At 64.0% G+C, this 25908-nt stretch carries 24 protein-coding genes and 1 tRNA gene; 16 read left to right on the top strand and 9 right to left on the bottom strand.

Going from position 1 to position 25908, the window contains the following annotated elements; translation table 11 throughout:
- Positions 1-74 precede the first annotated feature (74 nt).
- A complete protein-coding gene (locus KDH09_17220) occupies positions 75-1235 on the top strand; it encodes a hypothetical protein (protein MCB0221441.1) in 1161 nt (386 codons plus the stop codon).
- Positions 1236-1309: 74 nt separating this feature from the next.
- Here the strand turns inward: KDH09_17220 and KDH09_17215 are convergent.
- From KDH09_17215 to KDH09_17205, 3 genes are all read right to left on the bottom strand, one after another.
- Positions 1310-1385 (bottom strand) — tRNA-Phe (locus KDH09_17215).
- A 108-nt stretch (positions 1386-1493) separates the two neighbouring features.
- The gene (locus KDH09_17210; GenBank protein ID MCB0221440.1) at positions 1494-2426 is read right to left on the bottom strand and encodes an esterase-like activity of phytase family protein; all 933 of its coding nucleotides are present in this window, start codon (positions 2424-2426) and stop codon (positions 1494-1496) included.
- The gene (locus KDH09_17205) at positions 2420-3739 is read right to left on the bottom strand and encodes a DUF4147 domain-containing protein (protein ID MCB0221439.1); all 1320 of its coding nucleotides are present in this window, start codon (positions 3737-3739) and stop codon (positions 2420-2422) included. Before KDH09_17205 ends, KDH09_17210 begins: the two co-directional genes overlap by 7 nt.
- Positions 3740-3792: 53 nt before the next feature.
- On the opposite strand from KDH09_17205, the gene KDH09_17200 reads away from it, so the two are divergent.
- On the top strand, positions 3793-4785 hold the full coding sequence (locus KDH09_17200) for an ROK family protein (protein MCB0221438.1): 993 nt from the start codon (positions 3793-3795) through the stop codon (positions 4783-4785).
- A gap of 72 nt (positions 4786-4857) precedes the next feature.
- Entirely contained in the window at positions 4858-5478 is a 621-nt protein-coding gene (locus KDH09_17195; GenBank protein MCB0221437.1) for a tetratricopeptide repeat protein, read from the top strand.
- Here KDH09_17195 and KDH09_17190 read toward each other — a convergent pair whose 3' ends face one another.
- The 4 genes from KDH09_17190 to KDH09_17175 form a co-directional block, all read right to left on the bottom strand.
- Positions 5479-6702 (bottom strand): site-specific DNA-methyltransferase, encoded by a 1224-nt coding sequence (locus KDH09_17190; GenBank protein ID MCB0221436.1) that lies wholly within the window; start codon positions 6700-6702, stop codon positions 5479-5481.
- Between the two features lie 3 nt (positions 6703-6705).
- Entirely contained in the window at positions 6706-8169 is a 1464-nt protein-coding gene (locus KDH09_17185; GenBank protein MCB0221435.1) for a TrkH family potassium uptake protein, read from the bottom strand.
- A 7-nt stretch (positions 8170-8176) separates the two neighbouring features.
- Positions 8177-9535, bottom strand: a complete 1359-nt coding sequence (gene trkA, locus KDH09_17180; protein MCB0221434.1) for a Trk system potassium transporter TrkA — start codon at positions 9533-9535, stop codon at positions 8177-8179.
- A 123-nt stretch (positions 9536-9658) separates the two neighbouring features.
- A complete protein-coding gene (locus KDH09_17175; GenBank protein ID MCB0221433.1) occupies positions 9659-10513 on the bottom strand; it encodes a hypothetical protein in 855 nt (284 codons plus the stop codon).
- 369 nt (positions 10514-10882) lie between these two features.
- Between KDH09_17175 and KDH09_17170 the strand changes: the two genes are divergently transcribed.
- Together KDH09_17170 and KDH09_17165 are read left to right on the top strand one after the other, a co-directional pair.
- Complete coding sequence (locus KDH09_17170) at positions 10883-12280, top strand: alkaline phosphatase family protein (GenBank protein ID MCB0221432.1); 1398 nt, start codon at positions 10883-10885, stop codon at positions 12278-12280.
- Positions 12281-12293: 13 nt separating this feature from the next.
- Positions 12294-13292: a radical SAM protein gene (locus KDH09_17165; protein MCB0221431.1), complete on the top strand. Its 999-nt coding sequence runs from the start codon at positions 12294-12296 to the stop codon at positions 13290-13292.
- 39 nt (positions 13293-13331) lie between these two features.
- Here the strand turns inward: KDH09_17165 and KDH09_17160 are convergent, their stop codons facing one another.
- The gene (locus KDH09_17160) at positions 13332-13958 is read right to left on the bottom strand and encodes a hypothetical protein (protein ID MCB0221430.1); all 627 of its coding nucleotides are present in this window, start codon (positions 13956-13958) and stop codon (positions 13332-13334) included.
- 382 nt (positions 13959-14340) lie between these two features.
- Between KDH09_17160 and rpsB the strand changes: the two genes are divergently transcribed.
- From rpsB to KDH09_17130, 6 genes are all read left to right on the top strand, one after another.
- Entirely contained in the window at positions 14341-15189 is an 849-nt protein-coding gene (rpsB, locus tag KDH09_17155) for a 30S ribosomal protein S2 (GenBank protein MCB0221429.1), read from the top strand.
- Positions 15190-15209: 20 nt separating this feature from the next.
- Entirely contained in the window at positions 15210-15872 is a 663-nt protein-coding gene (gene tsf / locus KDH09_17150; GenBank protein MCB0221428.1) for a translation elongation factor Ts, read from the top strand.
- A 67-nt stretch (positions 15873-15939) separates the two neighbouring features.
- Complete coding sequence (locus KDH09_17145) at positions 15940-16668, top strand: UMP kinase (protein MCB0221427.1); 729 nt, start codon at positions 15940-15942, stop codon at positions 16666-16668.
- On the top strand, positions 16665-17225 hold the full coding sequence (frr, locus tag KDH09_17140) for a ribosome recycling factor (GenBank protein MCB0221426.1): 561 nt from the start codon (positions 16665-16667) through the stop codon (positions 17223-17225). Before KDH09_17145 ends, frr begins: the two co-directional genes overlap by 4 nt.
- A gap of 22 nt (positions 17226-17247) precedes the next feature.
- Positions 17248-18006, top strand: a complete 759-nt coding sequence (locus KDH09_17135; protein ID MCB0221425.1) for an isoprenyl transferase — start codon at positions 17248-17250, stop codon at positions 18004-18006.
- Between the two features lie 91 nt (positions 18007-18097).
- A complete protein-coding gene (locus KDH09_17130) occupies positions 18098-19615 on the top strand; it encodes a HAMP domain-containing histidine kinase (protein ID MCB0221424.1) in 1518 nt (505 codons plus the stop codon).
- Positions 19616-19618: 3 nt separating this feature from the next.
- Here the strand turns inward: KDH09_17130 and KDH09_17125 are convergent, their stop codons facing one another.
- Positions 19619-20656, bottom strand: coding sequence for a hypothetical protein (locus KDH09_17125; GenBank protein MCB0221423.1), 1038 nt, complete (start codon positions 20654-20656; stop codon positions 19619-19621).
- Positions 20657-20752: 96 nt separating this feature from the next.
- Between KDH09_17125 and KDH09_17120 the strand changes: the two genes are divergently transcribed.
- The 5 genes from KDH09_17120 to KDH09_17100 form a co-directional block, all read left to right on the top strand.
- The gene (locus KDH09_17120; GenBank protein ID MCB0221422.1) at positions 20753-21928 is read left to right on the top strand and encodes a 1-deoxy-D-xylulose-5-phosphate reductoisomerase; all 1176 of its coding nucleotides are present in this window, start codon (positions 20753-20755) and stop codon (positions 21926-21928) included.
- A 12-nt stretch (positions 21929-21940) separates the two neighbouring features.
- Positions 21941-23185: a PDZ domain-containing protein gene (locus KDH09_17115; GenBank protein MCB0221421.1), complete on the top strand. Its 1245-nt coding sequence runs from the start codon at positions 21941-21943 to the stop codon at positions 23183-23185.
- Positions 23186-23278: 93 nt separating this feature from the next.
- The gene (gene rseP, locus KDH09_17110) at positions 23279-24697 is read left to right on the top strand and encodes an RIP metalloprotease RseP (protein ID MCB0221420.1); all 1419 of its coding nucleotides are present in this window, start codon (positions 23279-23281) and stop codon (positions 24695-24697) included.
- Between the two features lie 13 nt (positions 24698-24710).
- Positions 24711-25433, top strand: coding sequence for a tRNA (adenosine(37)-N6)-threonylcarbamoyltransferase complex dimerization subunit type 1 TsaB (gene tsaB / locus KDH09_17105; GenBank protein MCB0221419.1), 723 nt, complete (start codon positions 24711-24713; stop codon positions 25431-25433).
- Positions 25434-25459: 26 nt separating this feature from the next.
- Positions 25460-25908 (top strand): hypothetical protein (locus KDH09_17100; GenBank protein MCB0221418.1); only part of this gene is annotated, 449 nt, incomplete at its 3' end.

Here is a 25908-nt window from a genome sequence, read left to right as displayed (position 1 = left end):
GAAGCAGACCAGCGTGCCGCCGAAGAAAAGGCCGCGCGTGAGGCGGCCCGCGCGGCCGCTCAGGAAGAGGCGAGATGAACCGGAAGATTCGTGGCTCGATCTTGATGCTGGCAACCTTGCTTGTGCTGGGCCTTGGCGCCTGTGAGAAGAAGCCGGTCGAACAGGAAGCAGGCAACGGGCTCACCGAGATGGACCGAAAGAAGCTGCAGGCGCTCTGGGAGCGCAGCCAGTTCGAGCCCACCCAGCAGGACTTGCCTGTCAAATACAGGGACCGCGCGATTCCCGACAAGGAAGCCGGGGAATTGGCCTACGTCTACTACGACGACGAACTCAAGGGGATTCTCACTACCAAGGATCTCGAATGCACGGGTGAGAACGAGATCACCTATCTCAAGGGGCCCAAGTTCCGAACCTCGTGCAGGCTCGAAGACATTCTCTTCGCCATGGTTGGTGCCCGGCCTGTGTGGGCGGAATTCGCCGGCAAGGGGCGGAGCAACTTTGCCTACGACGTGGCCAGGATGCGTGAGGACGAAAATGGTCCGGAGCTGACCGGATTCGTGAACAAGGACGGGCGCCTGCGCGTGGAGCAGCGACCGGGCAAGTCACTGCTGAGCGAGGAAGACATCGCCCGTGGGGCGAAGACGCTCCGTCGCGAAGGCCGCGGCAAGGGAACCGGCGCGGCCGGCGGAATGGAAGCGCCCGCTGAGCAGGCCGCTTCTGCCGGGGAAGGCTCGGGTGCCGGCACAGGTAGCGGCGGCGGAACCGGTGGCGGTAAAGGCGTAGGGGGCAAAAACGCAGCAAAGAAGCCGGCCAAGCGGGGCCAGATGCGCGGCCAACTCCGCATGCGCGAGGTCTACTGGATCGACTTTCACTCTTCGGAATTCCCGGAGTCGAAGATCGCTCAGGGCCAGCTCGGATCGGCGCTGGAGGGAACCGCCGGGGATGGTGCAACCATCGTCCTCTCGCTGGTAACCCCTGCAGGGGACCGTCGCAGCGTCACCCAGGCCCAGCTCGATACCTGCCCCGAAGAGGGCTGCTCCCTCAAAGACCTGCTGCCCGAGCGTTTCAAGGGGCAGTGGTGCGTTGCCTCACCCACGGGCACCGACCGCGTTGACGCGGCCGCACTTCGCACCTGGCACATCCGCGCGCGCCGCCAGGGCGGGGTGGTGATCAAACCCCCTAGCGGCCCCGGCGGCGAGATCCGCAATCCGACCTCGATTGTTCCGTGTGAATAGGGGAATGAAGCTGGCATCGCGTGCCTGCGACTGAAAATCCATTGCATTGTGCTGGCGCAAAAAAGGCACAAAAATGGTGCCCAGGGACGGAATCGAACCGCCGACACGCGGATTTTCAATCCGCTGCTCTACCGACTGAGCTACCTGGGCACCGGACCGCCGAATGACGGTTTGGAGCGCTATGGATAGGCCCCAGCGCGGTTCCAGTCAAGCGGAATTGTTGCCTTTTTTGCGGCCCCTGCGGGCCCCCGAAAGGCGCTAGCGGGGCAGGGCGAACCGGGCGAGCTGGGAGGTGGCACCCTCGCCGGGGTCGCTGATCAGATACAGCTTGTCACCGGCCAGGGCGATGCCCTCGGCGTTGCCATACTGGGCGTGCTTGCCGCGCTCGATAAAGGTTCCGGCAAAGCTCCAGCGACTTTTTTCGGTGATCTCGAAGTCGGGGCCCACCTCCAGCAGGATGATGTGCCGGCGCAGCCGGTCGAGCAGATAGAACGCGCCGGCACGCCCGGCCCAGGCGGCGCCGCTCAGTGTGCCGGTCGTGATCTGGTAGCGCGGGGTGGCATGGCCCAGCCGTTCATCGAGTGCTGCGCGGGCGAAGGTGCGTTTGGCGCGCCCGGATTTCTCCTCGAAGATGACGAGTCCCGGCGGGCAACGCTCCTGAATTCCCAGTACGATGCCGCGGAGCGGGTCGAAGGCCACGCCCTCGGCGCCGTGATTGCGCGTGGGGCCAAGACACTCGGCGATCGATCCATCGTTTTCAATCTCGGGAAAACGCCAGAGGCCGACCACGACTTTCAGGCGCGGATCGATCTCCCAGATTTCGTTCCAGTACTCGGCAGCCACGGCCAGCCGCCCGTCGCGGGTGGGAGCGATGCCCTCGAGGTCGGGGGCCTGCTTGTCGGGAAAATCCGCGTGGGGCAGGTGCCCGAACTCACGCAGGTTGAACTTCGCGGGAGTGACGGAGAGCTGCTCACCATTTACGGCCAGCTCGTAGACGATTCCCCGGTCGCCATCGCCCACCGAGAGCAGGCGCCCGTCCGGCAGCGCAGCAAGGCCCGAAGGCTCTTCAATCTGGAGCTCCCAGACGATCTCCGGCTGGAGCGAGGCCTCGTCGGGCGAGGCCGGTGGCGGCTCCTCGCAGGCAGAAAGAAACAGCGCGCAGAGTGCAAAGAGAATTCTGAGTTTCACCATGTGATTGCTATCCGAAGGTCGCTGACGTTGGTGCCGGTGGGGCCGGTAAAAACCGCCTCGCCGGTCTGCTCGAACAGGCTACCCGAATCGAAGTGCTGGAGAAAAACCTCGGGAGCAAGCCCCCGCGCGCGGGCGCGTGGCAGGCTCTCGTGGGTGATCAGCGCGCCCGCCGCGCCGGTGTTGCCATCGGCCCCGTCGCTGGCGCCCGAGAGCAGGACGAAGCGGGCAGGGCCTGCTTTTTCTGCGGTGAGTGCGAATTCGAGCGCGAAATGGCTGGCCCGCCCGCCGCTGCCGGCATCCCGGGGGACCGGCGCCGTGGGCTCGCCCGCGCAAAGGAGGGCTGCAGGGCGCCCGGTGGGCGCGCCTTCGAGTTCCTTCAAAAGGCGCCGCACCTGGTAATCGATCCCGCCGAGCTGGGCGCTCTCCCAGATGCGCACGTCGGGAATGAGGGTGAGCTGGAGCTTGATGCGCTTTAAAACCTCGCGCGCCGAGTCGAGCAGGGTAAACCCCGCCAGCGCGGCGACCGGATCTTCAGGCCTTAGCGTCTCGGGCAGTTTCCCCTGAATGCCGTTTCGGAAATGCCCCGCAACTTCGGGATGGACATGCGTGAGGTTGAAGCGCTCCAGGACGCCAAGGGCCTGGGCAAAGGTCGAAGCGTCGGGAACGCACGGGCCGCTGCCGATGCTGGCCGGGTCGTCGCCCGGCACGTCGGAGATGGCAAGCGTCTCGACGCGGGCCGGGGCGGCAAGCAGCGCGAGCTTTCCTCCGCCCAGCAGCGAGGCGTGCTTTCGCACGATGTTCATGTCGATGATGTCGGCGCCGCTCGAGAGCAGCGCGCCCCAGATGCGGTGAAATGCGTCTGGTGAAAGGCCGGATGCCGGTGCGCCGAGCAGGGAACTGGCGCCGCCTGAGAGCAGCAGGACGAGCAGGTCATTCTCGCCGAGTCCGCCTGCGATCCGCGCGGCGCGTGTGGCGGCCCTGAGGCTGCCCGCGCCGGGGGAGGGGTGTTCGGCGGCTATGGGCTCGAAGCCCGCGGGAAGTTCATCCGGGAGCGTGGGAGCGACGAGAAGGCCTTCGCTTGTGCGCCCTCCCAGCACCTGCGCCGCCGCGCGCGCCATGGGCGCAGCGGCTTTGCCGGCAGCAATCACTGCTACGCGCCCGGCGCGCTCCCAGGTGCGCTTTCCCGTCCGCACGGAGCCGCCCGCGATTTCGAGCTGCTCGCGCACCAGCAGGGCGGGGTCGGAGAGCTCGAGTGCGTGGACAAAGGCCTCTGAGGCGAGCGCGGAAAATTTTTCGGTGAGATCGGTGTTCAACTTGCCACTTTCCTGCTGGCTCAGCACAATCAGGGGAACGACGCCAAGAGTAAGTGAGCCCGGCCATTAAGAAAACACGCAAGAAGACGACCAAGAAGGTCCTGAGCAAGGTCGATGTCGTGCTCGCCGCCGATCTTGGTGGCACGAACCTGCGCTGCGCACTTATCAGCGCGCGCGGCCGGTTGATCTCGCGCGTGGAGGTCTCTTCTGCCGACGGGCAGAGCCCGGCGGGGATGATCGCGCTTTTTGGGAGCGCGGCGCGCGGACTGGTGGCCGATGCCGGTCTCCAGCACATGCCGCGCATCGGGATCGGCGTTGCCGGCGGTATCGATGCCGCGCGCGGCATCGTCACCCAGTCGCCCCAGTTCCCCAAATGGAAGAACTTCGCCCTGGGTCCCCGGCTCGAAGAGGCGCTTGGGACAAAGGTGCTGCTCGCCAACGATGTGGATGCCGCGCTGCTTGGCGAGCGCTGGCTCGGCGCCGCCAAAGGCGCGCAGACGGTGGTCGCCTACTGGCTGGGCACGGGTGTGGGTGGGGCGCTGGTGCTCGATGGAAAGCTCTGGAACGGCCCGTCCGGAATGGCCGGCGAGCTCGGTCACATGCTCGTCGATCCCGCCGGCGAGCGCTGCAACTGCGGCGCGCGTGGGTGTCTGGAAACAATCTCGTCGGCAACCGGAATCGAGCGCGCGGCGCGCAAGGCCGCGCGCGCGGGAAAGCCGATCAAACTGGACGGGAAAACCGCCCGCACTGCTCGCGAGGTATTCGAGGCAGCTGTGGCAGGCGACGCGCAGGCCCGCGCCATCTGGAAGCGCGCTGGCTGGGCGCTCGGCGAGTCCATCGGCGGGCTGGTGAACGCGCTCTCCATCGACCGCGTGGTGATTGGTGGCAAGGTCGCCGGCGCGGGGCGTTTCTTCCTGCCCGAGCTCAGGCGCGCGGCGAAGGCCCGGGCCTTCCGGTATCCGGGAAGCCGCCTGCACCTGGAACTGGCAGAGCTGGGCGACGATGCGGGGCTGCTGGGGGCGGCGAGTCTGGCCCTTGGAAAATAGGCGCCGCGCTGGCCAAGGGCGCGGACGCGCGATACGGTTTGTTGAACAGAGAACTCCGGAGAACACAGCGGCGTGAGCGATCAGAGCTGGAAGCAATTGCTGGACGAGGCCGAAGAGGCCTTTGAGAACCGCGACTTCGTGCGGGCCGAGGTGGTCTGCGGCAAGGCCATGGCCGCCGCCGAGGCCGTGCTCGACCCCGCCGACATCGGTTACTCGAAAATCCTGACCGCAACGGCCCGCGCCTACGCCGGGCAGGGCAGGGATGAGGAAGCCGAACCGCTCTTCGTGCAGGCCACCGAGAAGGCCGCCGACGTCTTCGGCGAGGCTCACCACGAAGTCTCGCGCCCCATGCTCGCCCACGCCCAGTTCCTGCTTGAGCGCAAACGCTACGACGAATCCGAGTCGCTCTTCCGCCAGGCCTTTGCCCTGCGTGAGAAAGACTTCGGCGACGTGCACGAGGAACTCATTCGCCCGCTGCTCGGCTGGGCGGCGATTCTCGTGGTGCGTAACGAGCTCTCCCAGGCGCAGCTTCTCATCGGCCGCGCCTACGACATCGCTGAGGCAAAGCTGCCAGCCGATGATCCGCGCTACGGGCAGGTCGTCCAGCACTATGTTCGTTTGTTGCGGGAACTCGGCCGCACCCAGGTGGCCGGCGAAATTCTCGAGCGTGCAAAGGCGCGCGGCCTGAAATAATCAGACCTTCCGCAGCACCACCATCCGGTTGGTGTTTGTGCCTTTTTTGTTGTTGTCGACGGCAAAGCAGTTCGCCAGCTTGGTGAACTCCTGCTGCTGGATGAGCACTTCGCGCACGTCCCACTTCTGACCATCACCGGCAAGGCTCTCCGCCATAGCGACAACCCGCTCGTCGAGGTGGACGAGCTCCTTGCGACTGACCACTTCGCCCACTTCGATGACGGCGTGACCGCCGGATTTGAGCGCGCGGTGCATGGAGAAGAGCGCCCCGCGGATGAAAGTCTCCCAGGTGGGCAGATCGTGGGTCTGCACCACGCCCTTGCTGTAGCTCTCCGGCTCGATTCCAAGGAACCAGTTCTCGAGCCAGTTGTCCTGGATGTAGTCGGCCTTGTTCAGGAACGGGGGCGAGGTGACGATGAGGCTCACCTTACCGGCGGGAAGATCCGTGAGATCACGCACGTCGGCGACCCAGTGGCGGTTCTTCGCGCTCACCTTGCGGATCTCCAGCGCCGATTCGTCGCCGAGGGTCCGCTTTGCCTTGCGTGAAATCAGTTTTGGAACGCAGCGGTACGACGCGGTCTTGTCGTGGGTCCTGTTGATGCGCTCCTGCGCTCTGGGGCTCACCGAAATCTGCGGGAAAGAGTAGCGCGAGAAGAACCCGGCCGAGTGCCCGTGCAGGCGCGAGAGGGCGATGAGCTCGATGAAGCGGTCGACGTCGTCGCGCTGGCTACTCAGATATGCGCGAAGCGCATGGAGCTCACGCCGGGTTTGTGCGTGGTAGAAGGGCTTGAGCCGCGCGCGATCGGAGGCGGGGTCTTCTCCTTCGAAGTCGATCTGCGAGAGCCTCTCCTCGATCTGCGCAAAGCTCACCGGGTGCGTCTTGGGGTAGACCAGGCGCTCTGCCAGCGGGCTCACATCCGCTGACCAGGCAACGCGCCCCAGAAGGTTGGCCTGCAGCGCCGTCGTGCCGCGCCCGGAAAAGGGATCGAAGACGATCTCGCCGGGCCTGGTGTATCGCCGGATAAAGTAGTCGGGCAGCTCTGGCTTGAAACTCGCCCGGTAGGAGACCGCGTAGTGGAGCGGGTGCATCTGGCGCTGGCGCGCGGTCCAGTACTCGCCCACCTGCAGGCGGTAGTTGCTGCCGCCGGGACTCTGGATGGCCTGCTCATCGAAAACGCGCGGCTCGAAGGCCGTATCCGTTGCTTTATCGGCGGGACGGGCCATGGCTCAGCCCTTTCGCCAGAAGTGCGGGGAGAAGAGCACCAGCACGGTATAGATCTCCAGGCGTCCGAGCAGCATGCCAAACGAAAGCAGGTACATGCCCGCCGGGTGAACCTCGGCGAAGTTTCGCGCCGCGCCGACGGTGCCAAGGCCCGGGCCGATGGAGTTGAGCGCGCTGGCTGCGGCGGTAAAGCCGCTGACCAGGTCCATGCCCAGAATCGTCATGACGAGCCCGCCGCTCAGAAGGGCCCCCATGTAGAGCAGGTAGAAGCCGAGGATCCCCTCGACAGTCTCGCGGGTTACCTCGCGGCGTCCAAGTTGGATGGGAACCACGATGCGCGGGCGAACGAGGCGCTTTAACTGCGCGCCCGCGTGCTTGACCACCACGTAGAGGCGCACGACTTTCGAGCCGCCTGCCGTCGATCCCGCACAGCCGCCGATCAGCATGAGGAGCACCAGTAACAGGCGCGATGCATCGGGCCATTGGTCGAAGTCGGCGGTGCCGTATCCGGTCGTCGTGATGATGGAAACGACCTGGAAGCTCGCATAACGAAACGCCTGGCTGAGACTTTCGTACACATCCTGGTCGAGCAGGTTCCAGGTGACGATCGCGATGGCGGCCGCCGTGATGTAGGTGTACCAGCGCACCTCGGGCGAGCGCACCAGTCGCATCGGGCGCATCCCGACAAAGGCGCGATACTGCAGCGCAAAGCTCATTCCCGAAAGAAACATGAAGAGCGTAATCACGCCGTCGATGTAGGCGCTGTCGAAGGCGCCAACCGAAGCGTTGCGGCTGGAGAAACCGCCGGTTGCGGTTGTGCCGAAGGCGTGGAGGATCGCCTCGAAAAGGGTCATGCCGCCAAGGAGGAGCAGCACCAGCTCGATGGCTGTCATTCCCACATAGATCGTCCAGAGCCGGCGGGCGGTGCTTCGGATGCGCGGGGCGAGCTTGTCGGAGTCGATGCCGCTCGACTCGGCGCTGAAGAGCTGCATGCCGCCCACGCCCAGTTCTGGGAGAACGGCTACCGAGAGGACAATGATTCCCATGCCGCCGATCCAGTGGGAGAAAGATCGCTGGAAGACGACCGAGGGGGGCAGGGACTCGATGTCGGTGAGCACCGTGGCGCCGGTGGTTGTAAAGCCCGACATGGACTCGAAGAAACACTCGGCAAAGCCCGCGAACTCGCCCGAGAAGTAATAGGCCAGCGCGGTGGGCAGGGTGAGTGCCAGCCAGCCCATGGTGACGGCCACAAATCCCTCGCGTCGTCGCAGGTTCTCCATGCGCGAGCGCCGCAGCATGGGGAGCGCCTGAATGCCAAGTGCCACGGCGATGGTGCCGACGGCCGGCAGGAGCCAGTACATGAGGTGCTCTTCGCCATAGACGATTGCCACGCCCAGCGGAACGAACAGGGCCGCCGCGCTGACCAGCAACAGCCGGCTCAGAATCCTCAGGATGACGCTCAGGCGCACGGCGTTCCTACTGCAGCAGGTCTTCGACGCCGGCAATGGCGTCGAGCAGCGAGACGACCAGCAGGCGGTCGCCCGGTTCGAGAATGGTATCGCCAGTGGGAATCGTTGTGCGGCCGTTGCGCACGATGGCGCCGAGCAGGGCGCCCTCGGGGAAGGTCATTTCCTTGAGTGGGGAGCGAATGAGCGCTTCGTTCTTGGGAGAGACCGGCACGTTGAGTTCAATGATCTCGGCCTCGTGGTCGCCGAGCATGACGGTCGAGGCAATGGGGCCGCGGCGCACAAAGCGAAGGATGGCATCGGCCACCGCGCGGCGCGGGCTGATCAGCGCATCGAGACCCATCTTGTGGGCAATCGGCGTGTAGTCGAGCTGGTCGGAGCGGACGATCACTTTCTTGGCGCCAAGATGTTTGGCGAACAAGCCGATGATCATCGCCTTCTCGTCGTCTTCGACGAGCACGACCACGGCGTCGCTGGCCTCTTCGAGCTGCTCACGCATGAGGTCGTGGTCGGTGCCGTCGCCGTGCAGGACAATGGAGTGCTTGAGGTGTTTGGCCACCTTTTCGGCGCGGGTGTGGTCGCGCTCGACGATGGTGGGGAAGATGCGCTGCTGTTCGAGCTGCGAGGCCACGTGGTAGCCGATATTTCCGCAGCCGACGATGAGCACATGCTTTACATGATGCCAGGGGTTGCCCGACATGATGAGGAACTCATCGATGTTCTCTGGCGTGGTGATCACGTAGGCGCGCTCATCGACGGCAAGGGTGTCGTCGCCGCCAGGGATGCGAAGGCCCTTGGCGCCGCGCACGGCGGCAACCAGCGAGGGGCTCGGCAGGTCGGGTCGGAGATTCGAGAGCGACTCATGCACCATGGGTGAGTCGGCTGTGAGCGGAAGCTCCAGCAGGACGATCTGGTCGTTCGCCAGGTGGGTGATCTCGCCGGTGCCTTCGTAGTGGAGAAGCTCCACCACCTTCGAGGCGACCGCCTGCTCGGGGCCGATCAGCAGGTCGAGCCCCAGATCGGTGGTCGAGATGGTTCCGCCGTCACCGGCCAGGTAGCCCGACTCACGCACGCGTGCCACGGTGCGCAGGTCCTGCTTACCCAGCTTCTCGGCAGCCATGCAGGTGATCATGTTCACTTCGTCGATTTCGGTGACGGCCAGCAGCAGGTCCGCGCGGTCGATGCCGGCACGCACGAGCGCGTCGCGGCTGATGCCGTTGCCCGGGATGATCAGGGCATCGAGCGTGGCGTCGAGATCCCGGCAGAGGTCTTCGTTGGCCTCGATGATGGCCACGTCGTGGCGCTCCTCGATGAGGATGCGGGCCAGATAGCCGCCGACTTCGCCGGCGCCGACGATGATGATGTACACGTGCTCAATCCCCCGGCGCCTGGAGCGGTTGCCCCTCGCGCCGCGCAAGGGTGCACCAGCAGGGGGCATTGTTCAAGTCGGGAAAAACAGCGCTGAGAGGCACTCAGAGCGGCGGAAACGCGGCTATTTGAGACGCAGCGCCGCGCGCGCATCGTGCCAGGCGATGTAGTTTTCGATGTACCAGGGGGTGCCCGGCTCGGGCTTTTCGCCGGCAATCTGGTTGAGCTCGCGCAGGAAGGCCTCGTTGTCGCGGCCTGCGAGGAAGGACTGGGCAAAGGTCCATTGGCGCCCCATGTGATCGCCCGCGTGAGAGAGCCCGCGACGGAAGTGGGCAGCAGATCGATCGAGGTCGCGTCCGAAGAAGCGGGGCAGGGAGGCATAGTAGGCCCCCAGCCAGACATCGGCTGCCCCGGCATAATACTCGGGGGAGAGCTCGAGGCTTCGCTCGAGAATGGCGACGACGTCGCCGCGCTGGCTACCCGCCGAGAGCGGATTCATGTGCTTGAGCAGGTGGCCCCAGAAGTAGCCCACCCAGAACAGGGCGGGGGCGTCCCCGGCATTTGCCTCCTGAAGATGATCCTCGATGTCGCCCTCGTCGAACTCTTCCCAGCCCTCGTGCTTCTGGAGCAGTGCGAGGGCCTCGGAGCGCCCCAGGGTGTGGAGGGTCTCGGCGCGGGCGGGGGCCTGATCGGCGGCCAGGAAGATCGCCCGCAGGCGGCAAACGGGGGTCGGCGGAGCGGCATTCTCGCCAAGCAGGAGGGCTTCGAGATCAAGGGCTGTCGGGTCCTTGTCGCCGATGCGGGTCTGCAGCCAGTGCTCGCAGGGGCTGATGGCCCGGGGGGCCGGTGCTTCCTCGCTCATGGGCTGGGATTCCTCCATGGCAGCGGGGGCGGATTCCTGCGCCAGCAGGGGCCCCGCGCCCAGGCAGAGAATGAGCGCGCAGGCGCCCAGCAGGGCGCGCAGGGGCGAAAAACTCACAAATATGGGCCGATTTTTTCTCACGGATGGTCTATATAGCACCCGGCTTGGAGGCCGCGTAGTGATGGCGGCCACACCTTGGGCACTGTGCGTGAGATAATTTGCGCATGGCGGCTGAGGAAGCGAGCACCTGCGAGAGGTTGTCCCCACGACCGCGCAGGACCAGTGAAATGTGATTTGTATCACACTATAATCGGGCAGATACAGGCGACATTGGGCGTTGGTGAGGTTGCACTCCTGCAACTGCCGCACCTTTTTAGAAACTCCCGGGCTCCAGAGGGCAGAAGGAATCGGGACCGGAGCAGCATGAGCTCAGGCCTCTACAACCGTTGTATTTTTTTGTTAGCTGATGGCGCGCGTGCCGATCGCATGCGTGAGCTTGTGGCTGCCGGCGAGCTGCCCAACATCAAGAAATTCATCACCGATCCCGGCGCCGCCGCGCAGGCGACGACGGTGTTCCCCTCGACGACGGGACCGGCGTATCTACCGTTTTCGACCGGACGTTTTCCCGGGCCCTGCAACGTGCCGGGCATCCGGTGGTTCGACCGCCAGGCCTATGCCGAAAAATCGCCCTTCAGCATTTCGCGAACGCGCAGTTACTGCGGCATCGGCGGGTGGCGTTTCAATTCGGATCTGAGCACGGACGTCCCGACGATCTTCGAGCTGCGTCCCTCCAGTTTCAACATGCACAACCCGATCGCGCGCGGGCTGCCGCGCTCGCGCCGGCGTTTCAAGCTCGGACTCAATCACATCCTGGCGCACTACACCGCCGACCACCGCTTCATCCATCGGGCCATTACCGAGAGCCTGCGCCGCGCGGTGTGCGAGGAATTCGACTTCATCTTCTGCTCGCTTCCGGGGCCCGACCACACCGGCCACTACAAGCACCTCAAGTCCGATGAGTGCACCGAATCCTACCGGGAAATCGACGAGACCGTCGGCGAGATTTGCGAAGTATTGAACCGCATCGGCTGCCTCGAAGACACGCTCTTCTTCATCAGCGCCGACCACGGGATGACCGAGACTCACACACACTTCGATCTCGAAGCGCATCTGATGGAGCAGAAGTTCAAGCTCTACAGCCACCCCAATGTGTTCCGCCACTGGACCGACGCCGACTCGGCGCTGATGGTAAGCGGAAACTCCATGGCGAACCTCTACTTCCGGGGCAAGAGCGGATGGGCTGAGCGCACGGTCTTCGAAGAGATGGACGGCGGGCGATTGGGCGATCTGATCGACCACATGCTCGAGTTCGAGAGCGTGGAAATGCTCGCCGGTCCGGGTGAGGACGGCGCCGTGCGGGTGAAGACCCGCGAGGGAATGGCCCGCATCGAGCGCAGGGCCGGCGGCAAGATCGCCTACGAGGTCCTCTCGGGCATCGATCCCTTCGGTTACGGCGGTCTGCCCAAGCTGATGGATGATCGTCAGGCCCTCGATCTGACCTTCGACTCGGAGTATCCCGACGCGCTGGTGCAGCTCACCCAGGTCTTCGAGTCCGCAAGGGCAGGGGATCTGGTCGCTTGCGCCAGCGACGGCCATGATCTGCGCCTGCGGTTCGAGCATCCTGAGCACATGGGGAGCCACGGGGCGCTCACGCGCCACCAGATGCTGGTACCGTTTCTGACGAATCACCCCATTGAAGAGGATCAACCCTATCGCACCGTGGATTTCTTCCCGACGGTGTTCAACCTGCTGGGCTGGAAGGCCCCCGAGATGCTCGACGGAATTGACGTGAGCGGGCGCAAAACGCGCGAAGAAGCTGCTTGAAAGAAGGACTGCAATGGCGAACGGAAAGCTGACTGTGTGGGAAAAGACGAAGGCTGCGGTGAAGTGGGTCGATTCGACTGTCAACAGCCGCCCGCGTCTGGTGAACCTGGAAGTGACCAAGAAGTGCAACGCGCGCTGCGGGTTCTGCCCCTATTGGATGACCAAGACCGAGACCGTGATCGACGACTACGCGCCGATCATCCAGCGATTCCGCCCCATGGTGGTGACCATCTCCGGCGGTGAGCCCACGCTGCGCAAGGATCTTGTCGACATCGTGCGCGGCATCAAGCAGGCGCAGTCCTTCGTCTATGTCGCCATGGTAACCAACGGCTCGCTCATGACGCGCGAGCTGGCCGAGCAGCTCTTCGAAGCCGGCCTCTCGCAGCTCAACTTCTCGGTGGACTTTCCCGATCAGCGTCACGACGAGGGCCGCGGCCTTCCGGGCAACATCGAGAAAATCAAGGAAATGTGCCGCGACTTCCAGGACATCGGCTTCGATCGCATCTCCTTCAATACGTTTATTATGAAGGACAACCTTGACGACGTGGTGAACATCGCCAAGCTGGCCTGGGATCTGGGCGTATCGGTTTCCTACAGCACCTACTCGGTGCTCAAGACCGACAAGGACGAATACATGATCGGCCCCGAGGACGTGCCCCACGTGGCGAAGGTCATCAATCAGCTCATCGAGATGAAGCACTCCCACGGCCACATCCGCAATTCCGACTACTACCTGAGCCGCATCCCCGAGTACTTCGCCAAGGGCGCGCTCGGCGGCTGCGAAGCCGGCAAGAAGTGGATCCACGTCAATCCAGAGGGGATGGTGCAGCCCTGCAGCGAACTCGAGCCCATCGCCCACTACTCGTCGTATACGGAGAAGGATCTCGAAAAGGCCGACATCTGCGACAAGTGCTGGTTCGCCTGCCGCGGTGAGAGCTCGGCCCCCATCGACATGGGCCGCGTCTCGGAACTGGGCGTGCAGCCCGACTTCGGTTCGGGCAAGGCTGCGTAACTTATTTTCTGAAGAGTAGAAGTGCCGAGCGGGCGGGAGTTACTTCCCGCCCGTTTTGTTTTCGGATGCCAGGTAGCACTGCTGCAGGACGGTGCGCCACATGCCGCGACAGCCGTCCATGGATTTCTGCAGCTCTTCCTGCAGGTCGCGCCAGTTGTCGGGTTCGGCAACGCCGGCGGGCAGCAGCGGGATGGCCCAGCCCTGCTTGATCAGCTCTTCGCCCACGTCGTCGCCATCTACCTCGACCTGTGCCCAGAAAGTGCCGCGCCGGGCGCTCGAGTGACGGCGCGGGCCGGCCTCGGGCAGTTCCTCCCAGGTGCGGTCGTCGGATTTTTCGAGAATCTTGCGAAGCGCGGCCAGCGAGGGCTCGCGAAAAGTTTCCACCTGCCGCAGCCAGCGCACCCACTCGATGCGCAGCTCGGCGTAATTCATGGGCAGTTCCAGCCGGTGGGAAAGCGGGCGGTTGGCATTCTGGTCGGGGCCGTCAACCCAGGCCAGTTTGAGGCGCTCCCACTTGTTCTCGTGCAGCACCCAGAAACTGCTGGCATCAACGAGCCGGAATTCCTTGAACTCGACCTCATCGGCATGGGCGGGGGCGGCAACGCCCAGCAGGGCAAAAGCCGCAATGAGGCCCAGCAGGGCCCGTTTTTTCAGGGATTCTTGCATCGCCCGGCCATTCTAGGCGCCCGGGGGCCGCGCGTCCATGGGAGGACTTGCCATCGCAGGTCCCTTATCCCATAGTAGGCGGCCTCCCGGGGCGCCGATGCCCCATTTCGCACGTCTTCGGTGTCCACCTTCGCCGGCCAAGCCACGAAGGAATCTGTGACAGGGCACGATGGTTGCGCCGGTTGGTCTGTTTGCCTGGCATCGGCGAGAAGTTCCGGGAGAGGTTCCTGACCAACCGTGTGCGTGCCCCTGTCAGCGTCTGTTGATTCACACAGGCGAGAGGTGGAATTCGAGGGCGGAGGTATAAACCACCGGGATGTCGCTCCGTGCGCGCTGCATGCGTGTGCCGGTGCTCCCACAGACTGAAAGGAAGGTTTCCTTCATGGCCATTCAGATGAAACAACTTCTGGAAGCCGGTGTCCATTTCGGCCACCAGACCCGCCGCTGGAATCCCAACATGGCGCCCTACATTTACGGCGCCCGCAACGGGATCCACATCATCAACCTGCAGCTCACCGTCGACATGTTCGACAAGGCCTATGACGTGGTGGTCAACACCGTCGCCCGTGGCGGCAAGGTGCTCTTCGTCGGAACGAAGAAGCAGGCTGCCGAGGTCGTCGCCCGTGAAGCCGAGCGTGCGGGCATGTACTATGTCAACGCGCGCTGGCTCGGCGGCACGCTGACCAACTTCCGCACCATCTCTGCTTCGATCCAGAAGCTCAAGGATCTCCAGACCGCCGAGAAAGACGGCACCATCGAGCGCCTGACCAAGAAGGAAGCGCTCATGCTTCGTCGTAAGCGCGAGAAGCTCGAATACTCGCTCGGCGGCATCCAGAACATGACCAAGGCGCCCGATCTCATGTTCGTCATCGACACCAAGAAGGAAGCGATCGCCGTGACCGAAGCCAACCGCTGCGGCGTTCCCGTTGTCGCGGTTGTCGATACCAACTGCGATCCGACCCCGATCGATCACATCATCCCGGGCAACGATGACGCCATCCGCGCCATTGGATTGTTCTGTGAGAAAATGGCCGATGCCTGCATCGAGGGAGCCAACCTGCAGGCCGAGCGCCTGCGTGGCACCGGCAAGCAGGCCGAGGGCGCGGCCCCCGAGGGCGGCATGGCCACCTACCAGACCTACGAAACCGAAGAACTCCGCGAAGAAATCGCGGATGAGAAGAAGGCTGAAGAGGCTCCCGAAGCCGCGGCCGAGCAGGCCCCCGAAGCCTGAACCCGGAAGGACATCGAGACATGGCAATTACTGCTGGACAGGTAAAAGAACTGCGTGACGCTACCGGCGCAGGCATGATGGATTGCAAGAAGGCGCTGGCCGAGAGCAACGGTGATATGGACGCGGCCAAGGACTTCCTTCGCAAGAAGGGCCTGGCGGCCGCTTCGAAGAAGGCCGGTCGCATCGCCGCCGAAGGCGCGGTGGGTTCCTACGTCCACATGGGCGGACGCATCGGCGTGCTCATCGAGATCAACTGCGAGACCGATTTCGTGGCCAAGACTGACGAGTTCCAGGAACTCGTCCGCGACATCGCCATGCACATCGCCGGCGCGCCGGTCGTGCCGCTCGCGGTTGCGCGTGAGAACATCGACCCCGACGTGCTCGCCAAGGAACGCGAAATGGGCATCGCCCAGGCCAAAGAGCAGGGCAAGCCCGAGAAGATCTGGGACAAGATCGCCGACGGCAAGGTCGAGAAGTTCGTCAAGGACCACTGCCTGCTCGAACAGGTCTTCGTCAAGGACCCCGACGGCAAGCAGACCATCAAGGACCTGCTGACCGAGAAGGTCGCAAAGATCGGCGAGAACATCCAGGTCCGTCGCTTTGCCCGGTTCGAACTGGGCGAGGGGATCGAGAAGAAAGAGTCCAACCTGGCCGCGGAAGTGGCCGAAGCGCTGGGGAACTGATAGCAGCGCAATTGAAGAAGCCGGCCGCTCCGACGCGACCGGCTTTTTCACATCAGCGGGGGTGAGCGTGGCGGCAACCGCAAAATACAAGCGGGTTCTTCTGAAACTCTCCGGCGAGGCGCTCCAGGGCGAGCAGGCATTCGGCCTTGAGTCGAAGACGCTCGACCGGATCTCCGATGAAATTGCGGAGATCCAGGTCCTGGGGGTCGAGCTGGCACTGGTCGTGGGCGCGGGCAACATCTTCCGCGGCGTCACCGGCGCAGAGCAGGGGATGGACCGTGCGACGGCCGACTACAGCGGCATGCTCGCCACGATCATCAACGCGCTGGCGCTCCAGGACGCGCTTGAGCGCCACGGGGTTCAGACCCGCGTGCTCAGTGCGATCGAGATGCACCAGGTCGCCGAACCCTACATCCGGCGCCGCGCCATCCGTCACCTCGAAAAGGGACGCGTGGTCGTCTTTGCCGCCGGCACGGGTAACCCGTTCTTTACCACTGACACCGCCGCGAGCCTGCGCGCCCGCGAGATCGGCGCGGAGGTGATCCTCAAGGCAACCAAGGTCGACGGCGTCTACGACAAGGACCCGGTCCTGCACAAGGACGCGGTTCGCTACGACACCCTGAGTTACATCGACGTCATCAACCGTGACCTTCGCGTCATGGACCACACCGCGATCAGCATGTGCATGGACAGCAAGCTGCCCATCGTGGTGTTCAATCTGCAGGAAGCTGGAAACATCCGCCGCGCAATCTGCGGCGAGGCCATCGGGACAGTTGTTGGAGGCGAGAAAAAATGAGTGTGGAAAGCGCCCATCAGAAACTCAAGAAAGACCTCGACGCGAGCATGGAAGCCCTTGCCCGCGAGTTTGCCAAGATCCAGACGGGTCGCGCATCGCCGGGCCTGCTCGACGACGTGATGGTGGAGGCCTACGGACAGAGCATGCCGCTCAGCCAGGTGGCCTCGGTCACCGCGCCGGAGGCCCGCGTGCTGCGCATCGATCCCTACGATGCGGGCAACATGGCCGCCATCGAGAAGGCGATCCAGAAGAGCAACCTGGGGCTCACCCCCAACAACGACGGCAAGGTCATTCACATCAATATCCCCGCGCTCACCGAAGAGCGGCGCAAGGATTACGTGAAGATGGCCAGGGCCGCCGGCGAAGAGTGCAAGATCAGCCAGCGCAACGCCCGTCACGCGGCGCTCGATGCGATCAAGACGCTCGAAAAGGACAAGGAAATTTCCCAGGACGACCAGAAGAAGGCGTCCGAGCGTGTCCAGCAGATGATCGACGAATACGGCAAGAAGGTCGACGCGGGCCTGAAAACCAAGGAAGAGGAAATCCTCAAGGTCTAGGCTCATCCAATTGCCCAAACGTATGAAAAGACGCCCCACGAAGGTTCAGCCCATTGCCGGTCAGCCTCGCCACGTCGCCATCATCATGGACGGCAACGGTCGCTGGGCGCAGGAGCGCGGACTTCAGCGCTACGAAGGACATCAGGAAGGCGCCAAGAGCGTCGCCGCGGTGGTGGAATCTTCGCGTGAGCTGGGGATCGAATACCTGACCCTCTACGCATTTTCGGCAGAAAACTGGAAGCGCCCGCGCTTTGAAGTGAACGCGCTCATGCACCTGCTCGACGAGTATCTCTACAAGGAACTCGACGAAATGGTGGAGTATGGCATTCGCCTGCACACCATCGGGGACACCGCGCGGCTTCCAGCCAAGGTGCGCAAACACCTGCAGGGCGTCATCGACGCCACCGCCGGTGGGCGCAAGATGACGCTGACACTCGCGCTCTCCTACGGCGGCCGCCAGGAAATCGAGCAGATGGTCCGCCGCGCCGTGCGTGAGGCGCAGGCCGGAAAGCTCACCTCCCGCCAGGTCACCGAGAAGCTCATCAGCAACTATCTCTACACCGCCGGGATGCCCGATCCCGACCTGCTCATCCGCACCGCGGGCGAGTACCGGCTTTCGAATTTTCTGCTCTGGCAGAGCGCCTATACCGAGCTCTACATCACGAAAACCTTCTGGCCTGACTTCAGAAAGGCCCAGTATCGCCGCGCACTGGTGAATTACTCCAAGCGAGAGCGCCGCTACGGCCTGACCGGCGATCAGGTAAAGCCCGCCAAATCCTGAGTTTTGCCCCCGCGCCCGTTGCGCGGTACCGTATCCCCCGCCGGAATCCGCGCAGTGCGGAGGCCGGCGGCAACAGGGGACAGGCGCCGGCGTGGAATACATCTTATTCATCTACCCGCACATCGCGCTGATCGCGCTGGGAAGCGGCGCGTTCTCCCTGATTCTCTACCGGCTGTGGAAACCCGACCTGACACTGGTCGCGTTCGCGTCCTATGCCTTTGCCATCGCTGCCAGCTTCTGCCTGATCATCTGGATGCAGTGGGTCGACGAAGTTCCCATCTGGGCCTATGTCGTTCAGATCATGCTGTTCTGCCTGGTGCTGGCGTCCTTTTACGAAGCCAACCGGATGCAACTTGGCGGGCGCCGCGGCCCGCTGGAGACGGTATGTTTCGCCATCGTCGCCCTCATGGGCGTCGGGCTTGCCGTAACGGCGATCTTTGCGCCCGAGCGCCTGGAACCTGTCTTCATCCCCGACCAGATCGGCCAGCTCTTCGTGCTGCTGCGCGTGCGCGGATTCTACACCCGCGATGCGCCCAACCTGATTCCCGCGGTGGTGATGATCGGCATCTGGCTCGCATGGACGGTGCGGCACCTGCAGTTCCTCTGGCAAGGGCGCCGCCGCGTCGAGACGAAGATGATGGTGCCGCTCGTCTTCTTCTCCATCGCGAGCCCGATTCACGATTTCGGCCTCGTCGTCGGCTGGTGGGGCGGCATCTATCTCTCGTTCTTCACCTTCGGTGTGGCCGCCATGACCGCGGGCATGTGGCTGATCTATCAGCTCTACGGCCACAGCCAGGAACTACAGGAACTCAACGAACACCTCGAAGAGCGCGTCGACGAGCGCACCCGCGAACTCATGGGCGCGAAAATTCATCTCGAAGAAGTGAATGCGCTCAAGAACGATTTCCTGGCAATCTGTTCCCACGACCTCAAAAACCTGCTCGTTGCGGTGCAGGGCTATGCCGAGCTGCTCGACCTGGGGCTGCGCGGAGACCAGAACAAAAAGGAACTGCTCGATTACAACGATGAGGTTCAGCAGTCGGCAAGGCGCATGCTCGACCTGATCAAGGATCTTCTCGACTCGGCGCGCCTGGAATCGGGTCACGAGGTGTTGCATGTGACGCGCATCTGGCTCCCCGAAGTGGTGGGCGAGGCCTTTGGGCAGTACCGCCGCGAGGCCGAGCACAACGGTGTCGACTACCGACTCGAGCTGGTGGAGGGACTGCCCGAGCTCGAACTCGACGCGTCCAAGATGCAGCAGGCCATTGCGAATCTTCTGCACAACGCGCTCAAGTTCACGCCCGCGGGCGGCAGCGTGACCTGCCGGGCGCGGCCCTCGGGTGCGGGGGTGGAAATCGAGATCGTCGACACCGGTCCGGGCATCGCCGCCGAGGATCAGGAGATCATCTTCGACAAATTCGCCATTGCCCGAAAGCGACGCCAGCAGCGCAACGTCAAGCTGGGAACGGGGCTGGGGCTTTCCATCACAAAGAAGTTCATAGAACTGCACGGCGGCAGCGTGCGGGTCGAGAGTGAGCTGGGCCAGGGCACGCGCTTTGTCGTCTACCTGCCCGGAGAGAGCGCCGCCGTCGCCGAGTTCTCCACCTGAGTCCTAGCGGACATTCTCGCCATAGAGGACCCAGCCGCGCTCATCGGTCAGGTATTTTGAAAACCCGAACATGTAGGGATGGTCCTGGATCTCGAAACGCCACTCGGCGCCGACTTCCATTGTGATGACTTTTGCCGAGGTATAGAAATCGATCTGCCAGCCGTCGATTCCGCGAACGAAGAAATAGGGAATAAAGGTACGCGGCTGTGTGGGAAAATGGGCGACGGCGCGATCGTTCAGAACGGCGAGCTCGTAGGGCGCCGCCGCATACTTTTTGTAGAGCCGCGCAAGCTGCGTCGCGCTCATCGGGTATTTCTTGAAATTGTCCCGCGAGTCGGGGGTGTAGAGCTCCAGATCCCCGCGCGTGTCCTGACGGCGCGCCACTTCGATAAACGCGGCATAGGCCTCATTGGGCGAGGGCTGGGGCAGGGTGGGGTCTTTCGACACCTCCCAGGCAGGCGGCGCGGCATGGGTGCTCCAGTCGATGTCCTCGAGTTCTTTTGCCGGATCGGGCGTGCCGGGGATTTCCTGGGGTAGCAGGCTCTGGTTCACGGCCCTGCTTCCGAGTGTCTCGGAGAGCTGGCGCAGCCAGAGCTCAAGCACGTCGCCCACGCGGCCGGGCGTTCCCCACGCGGGCTCGGTGCGGGTGCGAAGGCGTGCCTCCCAGGTGCGGTCGATCGCGGAGGCCGAGCCGCCATTGGTGGCGATGTGCATCTCGAAGGTTTTGGCCTGGGGGTAGAAGTCGAGAACCAGCGCCTCTTCGCCGAGCCCCTTGAGGAGGCTGTCCTCGCCGAGCGGGCCGCCGGTCTGGGCGCGAATGAGCACGCTCAGGTCGTGCTCTTCATTGAGGCGCTTGATGGTCTGCTCGATGCGGCTGCTCTGCATGGCCTCGAACAGTGCGACCTTGTCGTAGACGCCCGGTCCGGGGCGCTCGGGGGCCCGCTCGCAGGCGGCGCCGATTACCAGAACGGCCAGCAGGGCGAGGACGCCGGCGGCTCTTCCTGACGAAATCATCACTGTTCTCAGCGAGTTAGCACTCATTCGCGCGTTGCCTTCGCAGCCATTGTGACGTACAGTGCGCGGCAGTCCACCATTCTTGCCCGGAGAACCCTCCGGCGCGCGGAGTTAGCAGGCAAAGTGGCTTCCACGACGAAGCAAATCACCATTCTCGGCTCCACCGGCTCCATCGGCGTTTCCGCCCTGGACGTGGTGAGCCAGCATCCCGAACGATTCAAGGTCGTCGCGCTCGGCGCCGGCGCCAATGCCACCCTCATGGCCGAGCAGGTGCGCCATTACCAGCCGCTGCGGGTCTGCATGTCGACTGAAGAGGCCGCCGGAAAGCTCAGTGCGCTTCTTGAAAAAGACGGCGGGAAGAACGGCACCGAGATCCTCTACGGTCCCGAAGGCATGAAGCAGCTCGCCGCTTCGCCCGAGGCCGATTCGGTGCTCTCGGCCATTGTCGGCGCCGCGGGGCTTGAACCTACGCTGGCCGCGATCGATGCGGGCAAGCAGATCTGCCTGGCCAACAAGGAAACGCTCGTCACAGCGGGCGAACTCGTCCTCCGCCGCATCAAGGAAAAGGGCGTCGAGATGCTGCCGGTCGATTCCGAGCACTCGGCCATTTTCCAGGCCCTCCAGGGCAATGACCTGCGCAAGGTGCGCCGCCTGATTCTCACTGCTTCGGGCGGGCCGTTCCTGAGCTGGACGCGCGAGCAGATCGCCGCTGCCAAGCCCGAGGAAGCGCTCAAGCATCCCAACTGGGACATGGGTCGCAAGATCACCATCGACTCGGCCGGGTTGATGAACAAGGGACTCGAAGTGATCGAGGCCCGCTGGCTCTTCGACCTGCCGCCAGAGCAGATCGACGTGTTCATCCATCCCCAGTCCATCGTGCATTCCATGGTGGAGTACGAAGACGCCTCGATCATGGCGCAGCTTTCGGTCCCCGACATGAAGTTGCCGATTGCCTACGCGCTGGCCTATCCCGAGCGCGTCACCTGCGGGCTCGAATACCTGACGGTCGAGCGCATGAGCCAGCTCACTTTCCACAAGGTCGATCACGAAAAGTTCCCGGCGCTGGGGCTGGCTTTCGAGGCCCTTCGCCAGTCGGGCTCCATGCCCGCGGTGCTCAACGCAGCCAACGAGATCGCCGTCCCCGCATTCCTGGACGGCAAGATTTCCTTCTACGACATCCCGCGCATCTGCGAGAGTGTGATGGGGCGCCACACCGCCCACACGCTCACCGAGATTGGTCAGGTTCGCGAGGCCGACGCATGGGCGCGCGAGCAGGCGCAGGCCCTGGTCGCCGCGTAAGGAGAGCAGTCCGTGACGTTTCTCATCTACCTGCTCGCGCTGCCTCTGGCTCTGCTGGTCCGGGAAATCGTCTATGCCATCGTGGCCTTTCCCATGGGCGTGCGCATCCGGCGCGTGGTGCTCGGCGCGGGGCCGGTCATCAAGAAGTTCTACCGCGGACGCATGGAAGTCGAGCTCGCCACGCTTCCGCTCTTCTTCTCGATTCTTTTCTTCGGCAGCAATCCAACAGCGCAGGCCAATGGCGAGCAGGAAGGTACCGGCGAACTTGGCCTCTTCCGCCACTCGTACGGAAAGCGCCTCTTCGTCTTTCTGAGCGGCAGCGTTGCGCTGCTGCTGCTGGGTTGGGGCATCCTGATCATCGGCGGCATGCTGCTGCCACCGCCCGCGCCGGTGGTCGGCGGCATCGAAGCCTACTCGCCAGCGGAGGACGCGGGCCTCGAAGTGGGCGACCGCATCTTTTCGGCGGACGGCGCGGACGTACGCTATCTGTTCGATCTCTACAAGAAAGTTTATCAGAACAAGGGCAATCCCCTGGACATCAAGGTGCAGCGGGGCAACGACGTGATGGAACTGACCATCACGACCGACGAATGCTTCGGCCCGCGCGGCGAGTTCATCCCCCAGGGGCTCGGCATTCTTGCACCCTCGCAGACGCGGGTGCTCCGCGTGCTGCCCGACCAGCCCGCGGCCAAGGGCGGCATCCAGGGCGGCGACTGGATTCGCGAAATCGATGGAAAGCCCGTCGAGCTATGGGCGCAGGTGGTCGATGCAATCACTGCATCCAATGGCGAGGAAGTCGAAATTGTTGTGGAGCGCGCCGGCGAGCGCAAAACCCTGCACGTGAAACCCAAGATGCAGGTCTGGCGCAGCCACGAAACGGGCGCCCCCATTCTCGACGCCGAAGGCAAACCCCAGACCCGCGCCATGATGGGCGCGGTGGGCGATCTTGGAAACATGCATGTTACGGAGGCCTCCATGGGCCGGGCTGTTGCCCAGGCAACCAGCCAGGCAATCCCGCTGGCCCTCTCGGTGCCGGTGCGCGCCTTCGAGACCTTCGTGCCCGAGAACAATCTGGACGTGGGCCGGGTAGGGGACTCGCTCTCCATCGACCTGGAAAACGGCATGATCGAGGCCCGCCGACCCTGGTACCGGCCCATTGCCGAGCTCTTCCTGCTCATGGGGCTCTTCCTGCTGCCGTATTCCTTCGTGCAGGCAAAGCGCGGACGGGCCTCCCAGATTGCAGAGGAAGACGAGTAGCCCCTCCGCCCGGCCGGAGTTGCCTCCACGAAAACCGCCCGGTAATACCCCGGATGCTTCCCTTGGGGAGCTTCGCGCTATACTGAGAGAACCATGTCGATCCTCATCGCAGTCATTGCCCTCGGAATCCTGATCTTTGTCCACGAACTCGGCCATTTCCTCGTCGCCAAGCGCTGCGGAATCAAGGTCGAGCGCTTCTCGCTCGGCTTTGGAAAGGCCCTGATCTCGCGCCAGTGGGGCGAGACCGAGTACGTTCTGGCCGCCATCCCGCTGGGCGGCTACGTGAAAATGCACGGCGACGTGCCCGAAGAGTGGATGGACAAGCCCGGCCTCTCGCCCGAGAACATGGGCCGAAGCGATGAAGACGAAGACGCCGAGCCGCCCGAGCCCATCGACCCCGAGCGCAGTTACCTGCACAAACCCATCCCCCAGCGCATTGCCGTGGCTTTTGCCGGCCCGGCCTTCAACTTGATTTTCGGTTACTTCGCAATTCTGATCTTCCTGTGGGTCGAGCCGCACCCGGCGCCCGTGGTTGGATCGCTCGAAGAAAACTCCCCGGCGGCGGTGGCGGGAATCCAGTCGGGCGATACGATCCTCTCGGTCGACGGCAGGGAAGTCCGCTTCTTCGAGGATATCGTCGAAGGCGTGCGCGCCTCCACGGGTGAGAAGGTTCTCGTCCAGTTCGAGCGCAACGGCCAGACCATGAGCGCGGAAATTCCCCACGAGTCCGTCGAGGGAATGAACGAATTTGGCGAGAGCGTGCAGGTCAACTCGATCGGCGCTCATCCGCCCATCGGCACGAAAATCGCCATGGTCAAACCCGGAAGCCCGGCCGACAAGGCGGGTATCCAGGGCGGCGACGAAATCCTGGCGCTCAATGGAAAACCCGTGCAGTTCTGGAGCGAAGTCTCCGAGACGGTGAAGGCCGGCGGCGGCGCGCCGCTTTCGGTGCGCGTCTTGCGCAAGGGCGAGCCCCTGGAACTGACCATGACGCCAGAGCTCACCGAGATCGAGGTCGGCGGGGAAAAGCTCACGCGCCCGATGATCGGCGTGCAGAGCGCGCAGAATTTCACCGAGACGCGCCACGCGGGACTGGCCTACGCCTTTGCCAACGCGCCCTCGGAGACGCTGCGCCTGATGATCATGATTCCCATGGGGCTCTACAAGCTCATCGTGGGCGACGTGCCCCGCGACCAGGTGGGCGGCCCCATCGAGATCGGCGCCCAGATGGCCAGCGCGGTCGATCAGGGCCTCGGCAAGTTCATGTTCCTGATGGCGCTCATCTCCATCAACCTTGGAATCCTGAACCTGCTGCCCATTCCGGTTCTCGACGGCGGGCACATCGTGTTCTTCCTCGTCGAAGCCCTCAACCGAAAGCCCATCAGCCTGCGCACGCGCGAGATCGCACAGCAGGTGGGTCTCTCGCTCCTGCTGCTGCTCATGCTCTTTGCCTTCTACAACGACATCCGACGCCGCGTGCTGCCGGGCGTGCTCGAGTTCTTCAACAACTAGCGACGCTTCTCCAATGAAAGACCCATTGATTCTGGCCATCGAGTGCTCCGACCAGCAGGGCAGCTTCGCGCTGCTCCGCGGTGAGCGCGTTCTCGCCCATTCGAGCGAGTCGCTCGGCAAGAAGCTCTCCCAGCAGATTGTGCCGCGCATCGAAGCCATCCTTGCAGAAGGCGGCGCGGCGCTCACCGATCTGGATGCGATCGGCGTGACCGTGGGCCCGGGATCGTTCACCGGCCTTCGCGTGGGCCTTGCAACGGTCAAGGGCCTCGTCGCCGCCGTGCCGAGCATCAAGGTCGTCGGCGTCGGCACGCTCGAAGCGCTGGTGCTGGGGATTGAAGAGGAAGGCCTCGTCGGCGCGGCGCTCGATGCCCGGCGCGGCGACGTCTACGCCGGGCTCTACCGCGCGAGCGGAAAGCCTGGCACGCAGCGCACCATCGAATGCATCGAAGAGCCCGCCGCGCTTGCCTCGGCCGACTGGGCCCGGCAGCTTGCGACTCGCGGCGAGCCCGTGACGCTTGTTGGTGCCGGCGCGCTGAACAACCGTGACGCCATGTCCGGGATTCTGGGCGATGGCGCGCACTTCTGCAGCGAAGAGAGTGCCATCGCCGACGCCCGCCAGGTGGGCGAGCTCACCCGCCGCGCCGCGCTGGCCGGTGACTTTGCCAATCCCGAATCGTTGACCCCCTCCTACGTGCAGGTCAGCCAGTATGCCCGCGCCGACGGGACTCTCGGTTGAGAGCGATCGAGAGCGGCTGAGAGCGCATGCACCGGAGCTTTCTGGAAATCCTTGCCTGCCCGCGCACGGGTGAAGCGCTCGTCCTGATGGACGAGGAGCTTGATGGCGAATTCATTGTCTCAGGCACGCTTCGGGGTGCGACCTTCGGGCACGATTATCCGATTGTCGACGGCATCGCGCGCCTGCTGCCCAGTCCCGGGACCGGCGGAAAAACCCGCAAGAGTTTCGGGCTGCAGTGGGAGCAGAAGGCGCGCGGGCGACTTGGCGCGGCCGATACGAGCTACGGGTTCTCCCACGAGCAGACCGGCCAGTGGTTGCAGGAGACACTCTTCGAGCGCCCGGCTTCGGATTTGGGGCTCGTGCTCGACGCCGGCTGCGGCGCCGGTGACAAGGCCGCCGCGCTCTCAAACGCCGGGGCGCGGGTGATGGCCTTCGATCTGACGAACTCCGTGGAATCGGCAAGGTCGCGCTACGG

The sequence above is a fragment of the Chrysiogenia bacterium genome (genome assembly GCA_020434085.1).
Classification (GTDB): Bacteria; JAGRBM01; JAGRBM01; order JAGRBM01; family JAGRBM01; genus JAGRBM01.
This window is presented reverse-complemented; position numbering and strand designations above follow the sequence as displayed.

Excerpts from the sequence above, each read along its gene's own strand:
- frr (MCB0221426.1), top strand. The coding sequence starts at position 16,665 with ATGAGTGTGGAAAGCGCCCATCAGAAACTCAAGAAAGACCTCGACGCG.
- rpsB (MCB0221429.1), top strand. The coding sequence starts at position 14,341 with ATGGCCATTCAGATGAAACAACTTCTGGAAGCCGGTGTCCATTTCGGC.
- tsaB (MCB0221419.1), top strand. The coding sequence starts at position 24,711 with ATGAAAGACCCATTGATTCTGGCCATCGAGTGCTCCGACCAGCAGGGC.
- tsf (MCB0221428.1), top strand. The coding sequence starts at position 15,210 with ATGGCAATTACTGCTGGACAGGTAAAAGAACTGCGTGACGCTACCGGC.
- KDH09_17190 (MCB0221436.1), bottom strand. The coding sequence starts at position 6,702 with ATGGCCCGTCCCGCCGATAAAGCAACGGATACGGCCTTCGAGCCGCGC.
- KDH09_17170 (MCB0221432.1), top strand. The coding sequence starts at position 10,883 with ATGCGTGAGCTTGTGGCTGCCGGCGAGCTGCCCAACATCAAGAAATTC.
- rseP (MCB0221420.1), top strand. The coding sequence starts at position 23,279 with ATGTCGATCCTCATCGCAGTCATTGCCCTCGGAATCCTGATCTTTGTC.
- KDH09_17160 (MCB0221430.1), bottom strand. The coding sequence starts at position 13,958 with ATGCAAGAATCCCTGAAAAAACGGGCCCTGCTGGGCCTCATTGCGGCT.
- KDH09_17135 (MCB0221425.1), top strand. The coding sequence starts at position 17,248 with ATGAAAAGACGCCCCACGAAGGTTCAGCCCATTGCCGGTCAGCCTCGC.
- KDH09_17210 (MCB0221440.1), bottom strand. The coding sequence starts at position 2,426 with ATGGTGAAACTCAGAATTCTCTTTGCACTCTGCGCGCTGTTTCTTTCT.
- KDH09_17125 (MCB0221423.1), bottom strand. The coding sequence starts at position 20,656 with ATGAGTGCTAACTCGCTGAGAACAGTGATGATTTCGTCAGGAAGAGCC.
- KDH09_17165 (MCB0221431.1), top strand. The coding sequence starts at position 12,294 with ATGGCGAACGGAAAGCTGACTGTGTGGGAAAAGACGAAGGCTGCGGTG.
- KDH09_17220 (MCB0221441.1), top strand. The coding sequence starts at position 75 with ATGAACCGGAAGATTCGTGGCTCGATCTTGATGCTGGCAACCTTGCTT.